This is a genomic window from Enterobacter cloacae complex sp. S1, assembly GCF_014930525.1.
GTDB lineage: Bacteria > Pseudomonadota > Gammaproteobacteria > Enterobacterales > Enterobacteriaceae > Enterobacter > Enterobacter hormaechei_C.
Genome location: NZ_JADBRE010000029.1, coordinates 43,020 through 49,516 on the forward strand (window position 1 = coordinate 43,020; position 6,497 = coordinate 49,516).

Annotated in this window: 8 protein-coding genes; 2 read left to right on the forward strand and 6 right to left on the reverse strand. The window is 52.4% G+C overall.

What is annotated here, in order from left to right; genetic code table 11:
- Positions 1-111: 111 nt before the first annotated feature.
- The 4 genes from IM290_RS18475 to IM290_RS18490 are packed head-to-tail and all read right to left on the reverse strand — an operon-like array spanning position 112 to position 3,166.
- On the reverse strand, positions 112-669 hold the full coding sequence (locus tag IM290_RS18475) for a flavin reductase family protein (protein ID WP_193042603.1): 558 nt from the start codon (positions 667-669) through the stop codon (positions 112-114).
- A gap of 58 nt (positions 670-727) precedes the next feature.
- The gene (locus tag IM290_RS18480) at positions 728-1,585 is read right to left on the reverse strand and encodes an SDR family oxidoreductase (protein WP_117108903.1); all 858 of its coding nucleotides are present in this window, start codon (positions 1,583-1,585) and stop codon (positions 728-730) included.
- A 35-nt stretch (positions 1,586-1,620) separates the two neighbouring features.
- Positions 1,621-2,388 carry an SDR family NAD(P)-dependent oxidoreductase gene (locus tag IM290_RS18485; RefSeq protein WP_193042602.1) on the reverse strand — a complete coding sequence of 256 codons (768 nt, stop codon included), beginning with the start codon at positions 2,386-2,388 and terminating at the stop codon, positions 1,621-1,623.
- 34 nt (positions 2,389-2,422) lie between these two features.
- On the reverse strand, positions 2,423-3,166 hold the full coding sequence (locus IM290_RS18490; RefSeq protein ID WP_177332130.1) for an SDR family oxidoreductase: 744 nt from the start codon (positions 3,164-3,166) through the stop codon (positions 2,423-2,425).
- A gap of 197 nt (positions 3,167-3,363) precedes the next feature.
- On the opposite strand from IM290_RS18490, the gene IM290_RS18495 reads away from it, so the two are divergent.
- On the forward strand, positions 3,364-4,308 hold the full coding sequence (locus IM290_RS18495) for an AraC family transcriptional regulator (protein WP_022065304.1): 945 nt from the start codon (positions 3,364-3,366) through the stop codon (positions 4,306-4,308).
- 327 nt (positions 4,309-4,635) lie between these two features.
- Here the strand turns inward: IM290_RS18495 and IM290_RS18500 are convergent, their stop codons facing one another.
- Positions 4,636-5,091: a hypothetical protein gene (locus tag IM290_RS18500; protein ID WP_306344578.1), complete on the reverse strand. Its 456-nt coding sequence runs from the start codon at positions 5,089-5,091 to the stop codon at positions 4,636-4,638.
- Between the two features lie 29 nt (positions 5,092-5,120).
- On the opposite strand from IM290_RS18500, the gene IM290_RS18505 reads away from it, so the two are divergent.
- On the forward strand, positions 5,121-5,540 hold the full coding sequence (locus IM290_RS18505) for an Rrf2 family transcriptional regulator (protein WP_109231158.1): 420 nt from the start codon (positions 5,121-5,123) through the stop codon (positions 5,538-5,540).
- Positions 5,541-5,595: 55 nt separating this feature from the next.
- Here the strand turns inward: IM290_RS18505 and IM290_RS18510 are convergent.
- Positions 5,596-6,497: efflux RND transporter permease subunit (locus IM290_RS18510; RefSeq protein WP_193354487.1), on the reverse strand; the 902-nt coding region annotated here is incomplete at its 5' end.

The window sequence follows — 6,497 nt, forward strand, 5'->3', positions numbered from 1 at the left end:
GCTGATACAGGATGGATCACCAGTCGTGCGTCCTTTTTCATGGTAATACATTACCGGCTTTTCCCGGTAATGTATTACCAGCAAGCACTAGTAGTCAGAATGGAATAAAATTCAGTTCATCAGGTCGCGCCATTTTACCATCCTGTCACTGAGGTCAAGCGTCTCTCCGTCGACACTGAAACAGCCATCGCCCTGATGGTGGAGCAGGCGCAGTTCCTGCCATGCGCTGTCAAGCCAAATCCGCCGAACTTCCAGCACCCACAGGTTATAGCGCCGCACCTGGCTGTCATCCACCACTCTGCACTCCAGGTTAGCCAGGCATTCATCTACCAGAGGCGCACTGACCGATTGCGCGGCAATAGGCGTCAGGCCGAAACGCGCAAATTTGTCGTCTGTTTCTCCCGAGCAATTACCGATGTCCACAACGGCCTTTGCCATCGCGGCTGGCGGTACAGCCAGAACACATTCCCCGGTATCTGACAGCGCCTGATAGCTGTAATCCCAGGGGCCGATAATCACACCGACCAGCGGTGGGGCATGCTGTATCATCATGTGAAAACCTGCGGTCATCAGATTTGTCCGGCCATCTGTCCCCTTGGTGGACACCAGAATAACGGGACCAGCTTCAAGAATACGGTACGCTTTTTCCGCAGGCAGGCTGTCATGCATGAGATATCCTCCAGAAAGAAAATCAGGGACAGTGTGGTTCACATGTCCCCGGGGGTTATTACTCTTCAAAATCCGTGGCGTCTGACGCGCTTCGCCAGACATCAAGGTTCTGACTCACTGCATGCATTTTTTGTTCAGCGAGGGTGTTGGCAATCTTACCTGCAAAAAGATGCACGGGTGGGGCGTCAGCACTGGCCGCCTGCAGTATCAGAGAAGCGACTTTATCAGGATTGCCCGCCTGTTTGCCGTCCAGACCGTTCAGATGGAGGTCCAGCGAGGCCTGAGCTTCGGTATAGTCAGCGATTGTGCGCTGGGCCACGACCAGCGTCTCCTTCGACAGGAACCCGGTGCGCACCGGTCCAGGATAGACCACTGTGGCTCTGATGTTCAGCTCGGCCAGTTCGGCCGCCAGGGTTTCGGTCAGACCGGCCAGTGCAAATTTGCTGGCGACATAGCTGCCCCAGCCCGCGTAACCGCCCTGAAAGCCCACGATCGACGCCACGTTGAAGATATGGCCGCTGCGCCGCGTACGCATATGCGGCAGGGCATGGCGCAGAACATGCAGGGGAGCAAACACGTTAACATCAAAATTGCGACGCAATTCGCTGTCGGTTAATGCTTCAATGGTGCCCTGCTGGCCGTAGCCTGCGTTGTTGACCACACAGTCAATGCGCCCGAAGGCGGTAATGGTGCTGTCGATGGCTTTTTGAACGCTGGCTTCGTTCACCAGGTCCACCTCCAGCGCCAGCAGTCGCGCGTTATCGTCGCCGAATGCCTGACGCAGACTGGTCAGGGTGCGGGAGGTTGCGGCTACGGCATCGCCTCGCGCCAGTAACTGGCGTGCCAGCGAAAGACCAATACCACGAGCAGCGCCGGTGATAAACCAGACTTTTGCAGGGGAGGTTTGTTGTTGCATTGATGAAGACTCCTGTTGTTGAAAAATGAATTGCATCACTGAATGGCGACACTCATGCCACCGTCGGCCATAACTACTGCGCCGACAATGTAACTGGCACTGTCTGACGCCAGAAAGGCGGCGACTTCTGCGATTTCATCGGGGTGGGCTGCACGACCAACAGGCGCTTTACGACCATGCTCTGCCAGATATGCCTGCCCGTCGGGCTGGATTGTATTCGTGATGTTTGTCACCGCATCTCCGGAGCCGACTGCATTAACACGAATACCGTGAGTGATAGCTTCCAGCGCGAGTGTACGGGTTAACTGTGCCAGCGCCCCCTTGGAAGCTGCATAGGCGGCGATACCGGGAAAAGACTGATAACAGGCGTAAGAACCAATATTAACGATTGCACCCGATTTTGCCGCCATCATTGGGCGCATGGCTTCCCTTGAGAAAAGGAATGCGCCCGTGGCATTAACAGCCATGACCTGGTTCCATTCCCTGAGCGTCATTTCTGCCACCGGCTGGTTGATGATGATGCCAGCATTGTTGATTAATACGTCGAGGCGACCGAACTGTTCTGTTGCAGTCCGCACAGCCAGTTCCGCACTGGCTTCCTGAGTCACGTCGGCGACAACGGGGACAATGCCTTCACGTGCTAGCGCATTGACATTATCCCCCCGGCCAACTGCGACGATACGAGCACCCTGGCGGTGCAACAGTTCGACGGTCGCCAGGCCGATACCGCTGGCGGCACCGGTGACGATCGCAACACGGCCTGCAAAGGGCATAGCCCTGGAAAAAGAGCCTGACTCTGACATGAACACTCCTGAATAAATGAAAACATGTTTACGGTTAATGAGGACTGGCCACAGGACGGACGATGAGTTCGCTGATATCAACGCCAGCGGGTTGTTCGATGGCATAGGCAATTGCCTGCGCCACGGGCTCCGGAGGTAAGGCGATGCGCCGGAATTCGCGCATGGCAGCCCGGGCTGTTTCGTCCGTAATATGATCGGCAAGTTCTGACTCGACCACTCCCGGGCTGACCAGCGTCACCCGGATCGCGTCGGTCTCCTGCCGAAGCCCGTCAGAAATAGCGCGCACGGCAAACTTGCTGGCGCAATAGACAGCGGCTGTGGGCGAGACCGTATACGCGCCTGTAGAGGCAATGTTAATAATGTGACCATAACCCTGCTCCTGCATGATCGGCAGGACGGCGGCTATCCCGTGCAGAACGCCCCGAACATTGACATCCAGCATGCGGTTCCACTCTTCGACCTTCAACGCTGCCAGCGGTGAGAGTGGCATAACGCCAGCGTTATTTATGAGCGCGTCAATGCGTCCGTGCTTCTCCAGCGCCCTGGCTGCGATGCGTTGCAAATCTTCTGGTCGTGTGACGTCAATTGCCATGGCATCAACATTACCCCCCGTTGCCCGCAACTCTGTCGCCAGTGCGGTCAGTTTTTCAATACGTCTGGCACCGATAAACAAATGATGCCCCTTCCGGGAAAGATGACGGGCTGTGGCCTCACCTATACCACTACTGGCACCGGTAAGAATGACCACTTTAGACGTTTCTGATACCACTGTTTTCATCACTCCTCCTTGCCTGTCACCGGGCGGGACAGGGAATGTCATTGGAATATCAAACAGGCTGGTATCATAAAGAGAGGACATATACGACGACAGGCCTGACTCTCTTGCATCATTGCCTAATCCTATTTTCTTTATTGATTTTTAAGCATGCAGGGAGTGAAAATATAATCATTAAATTCAATTAGCAGGTCTGCTGTATGCCAGAAAGATTGCCCTCCATATCTCAACAGTCCGAAATGGCGGCTATGATTTGCCAGCTCGCCCCACATGAAGGTCACACCCGTACGTTGCTGGATGGCGTGCGTCTGATGCGTGCTGACGGCGCACTGGGGCGTACCCCCGTGTTGTACGAACCAGGCATTGTTATTGTCTGTCAGGGGCACAAAAGAGGTTACCTGGCTGACAGGGTTTACCACTACGACCCATTGCACTACCTGGTGCTGTCAGTACCTCTGCCATTTTCAAGCGAGACAGATGCCAGCCCGGCAGAGCCTTTGCTTGCTGTGTCCATTCGTCTGGATATGACAGCGGTGGCAGACCTGGTTATGGCTGTCGATCACCATGCCACTGCATCAGGTTCACCCGTTGGCATTGTCTCCACACCACTTGACGACACGCTGGCAGATACGACAGTTCGTCTTCTGAAGGTATTATTTTCACCACTTGAAGCGCGGGTTCTGGGGCCGGGGATTGTGCGAGAGCTGATTTTTCGTGTTCTGCTGGGTGAACAGGGCGGAGCCATTCGTGCTGCGCTGGCCTGTCATGGCAACTTTGGACGTATTGCGCGTACGTTACGGCGTATCCACCTCGATTACGCCCGGCCACTGGATGTGGCTTCACTTGCGCACGAAGCTGGCCTGAGCGTACCGGCTTTTCATGCGCATTTCAAAGCCGTTGCGGCGACTTCTCCCATCCAGTACATCAAGTCAGTGCGTCTTCATCAGGCGCGACTGATGATGATACGGGACAACGTTACTGCAGCAGGGGCAGCAGCGCGGGTCGGCTACGAAAGTGCGTCGCAGTTCAATCGGGAGTTCAAAAGACTGTTTGGTCGCAGCCCCGGAGAGGAGACGCGTAAAATGCGCACAGCATTCGCACTGATGGAACCTGCGCAACTCGAAGCAGCGACGTCGACACACTAATCTGCAACTGTCGATATTCATGCGCAAACGTTCACTGCAAACCGGACTGAGACGCCAGGACGCTAACAGTTCATGCTGATATTAAGTTTATCTGAATAACCTGTGGGATTTTCGTTCGTAACAAAAATGTCAGCAACACCTGCCGGCACATCAACACCGGCAGCCAGAACCAGTTTGTACCTGTACATCTGTGAGCTGCGTGGAAGACGAATGTAAAAACATCGCAAAACCTGGTGTGAAAGCGTAAAGCAGTCCTGCCATTTATATGCGCAGATTGCCGGGCTAACCGTCCTGCTTTCATCACCAGGTTTTCAGGCTCCATTCGAGTTACAAACCCAGCTTGTCTTTCATTTCTTTTTCTTCAATCGCCTTGGCAATAGCGTTTCTCATCACTTTCAGAATGATCCCGCTGAACATGGCCGTTAAACCGATGGTAAAGAATGCCGTAACCGCAAGGTCAATTAACCAGAAGCCTGAATGAACAAGAACGGGCCTGTAAATTGCAACACCGGCAAAAACCACCCAGTGACTAAAACAATAAAAACAACTGAAAAGGTAGCCTATCATGGCATTTTTTTTGACCATCCATTCACGCAACGGGCGAAACATTTCCTGCTGTGTGACGGTGATTGAAATGCAACTGGACATCAGTGCAATGACGAGGCAGACCCATAACTGTTCTGACACATTTTCGAATGACATAAAAATACTCTCTGTATGGATATCATGTAATAGTATAAGATACATGATATCCCACCACTTATGCAACAACGAAAGTTTCATAAGAAATTCCGCAGCAAACAGGATTAAAAATGAGAAAAGACCATCGGCTGTCCCGTGCATTACACGTGCTGATACATATGGATAAAATCCGCGATCCCGTTACCTCCGAAGATATAGCCTCGATGATTAATACGAATCCGGTTGTGGTCAGACGCCTTTTCCAGGGGCTCAAACAGGCGGGTATCATTCATTCTGAAAAAGGGCATGGAGGTGGCTGGACACTCCAGAAACCTCTCGGAGACATCACTCTCCTTCAGGTTTTCCACGCTATTGGCAGCACTGAACTTTTTTCAATAGGCTGGGCGACTGAGCATGACAAATGCCTGATAGAGGATGCAGTTAACAATGAAATAAGTGATACGCTTGAAGAGGCGAGACGTCTGATTACGAACCGCTTTGCTGAACTTACCCTTGATAAGCTTGTGCCGGAAGTCCTTAAACATAAATAAATTCAACAGCCGGGCATCATATAGTGTCCGGCTGTTGAAAGGTCATCATGAATTTTTAGTCTGAAGCCTGTTCTGTTACCGGCCGTTCCTCAGGTGCGTCCGGTAAAGTGGCCGAGTGCAGTGTTTTCCCTGATATTTGTCGGGCTAAGAGGTAGAACACGGGGGTCATAAACAAGCCAAAAAGGGTGACGCCGAGCATGCCAAAGAATACTGATATCCCAATTGCCTGACGCATCTCAGCGCCTGCTCCATGCGATACCATCAGGGGGATTACACCCATGATGAAAGCCAGTGAGGTCATTAGAATTGGACGCAGCCTGAGACGGCATGCCTCTTTCACCGCGTTAACGGCAGACTTACCTGAAAGCTCAAGTTCACGGGCAAATTCAACGATAAGAATGGCATTTTTAGATGCGAGCCCGACCAGGACGATAAATCCAATTTGCGTAAAGATATTATTGTCCCCATGAGTCAGCCACACCCCGGTAAGTGCAGAAAGGATACTCATTGGGACAATCATAATGACAGCCAAAGGGAGCGTAAGGCTTTCATACTGGGCAGCCAGTACCAGGAATACCAATAATACACAGAGTGGAAAAATCCAGACGGCACTGTTGCCTGCAAGAATTTGCTGGTAGGTCAGGTCTGTCCACTCATACTCTACGCCGGGTGGAAGTGTTTTCATCGCTATACGTTCAATCTCTTCCATCGCCTGACTTGAAGAATAGCCTGGAGCAGGAGCGCCACTAAGATCGACTGCTGTAAAACCGTTATAACGGGTAACCAGCTCAGGACCGTGTGTCGGCTCAATATGGGCTATGGCAGACAGCGGTACCATATTGCCATCGGCATTTCGGGTCTGTAGTTTCAGTATATCCTCCGGGGTCGCCCTGAACTCTGCGTCGGCCTGCATTCTTACCTGATATACACGACCTATTATATTGAAATCATTTATAT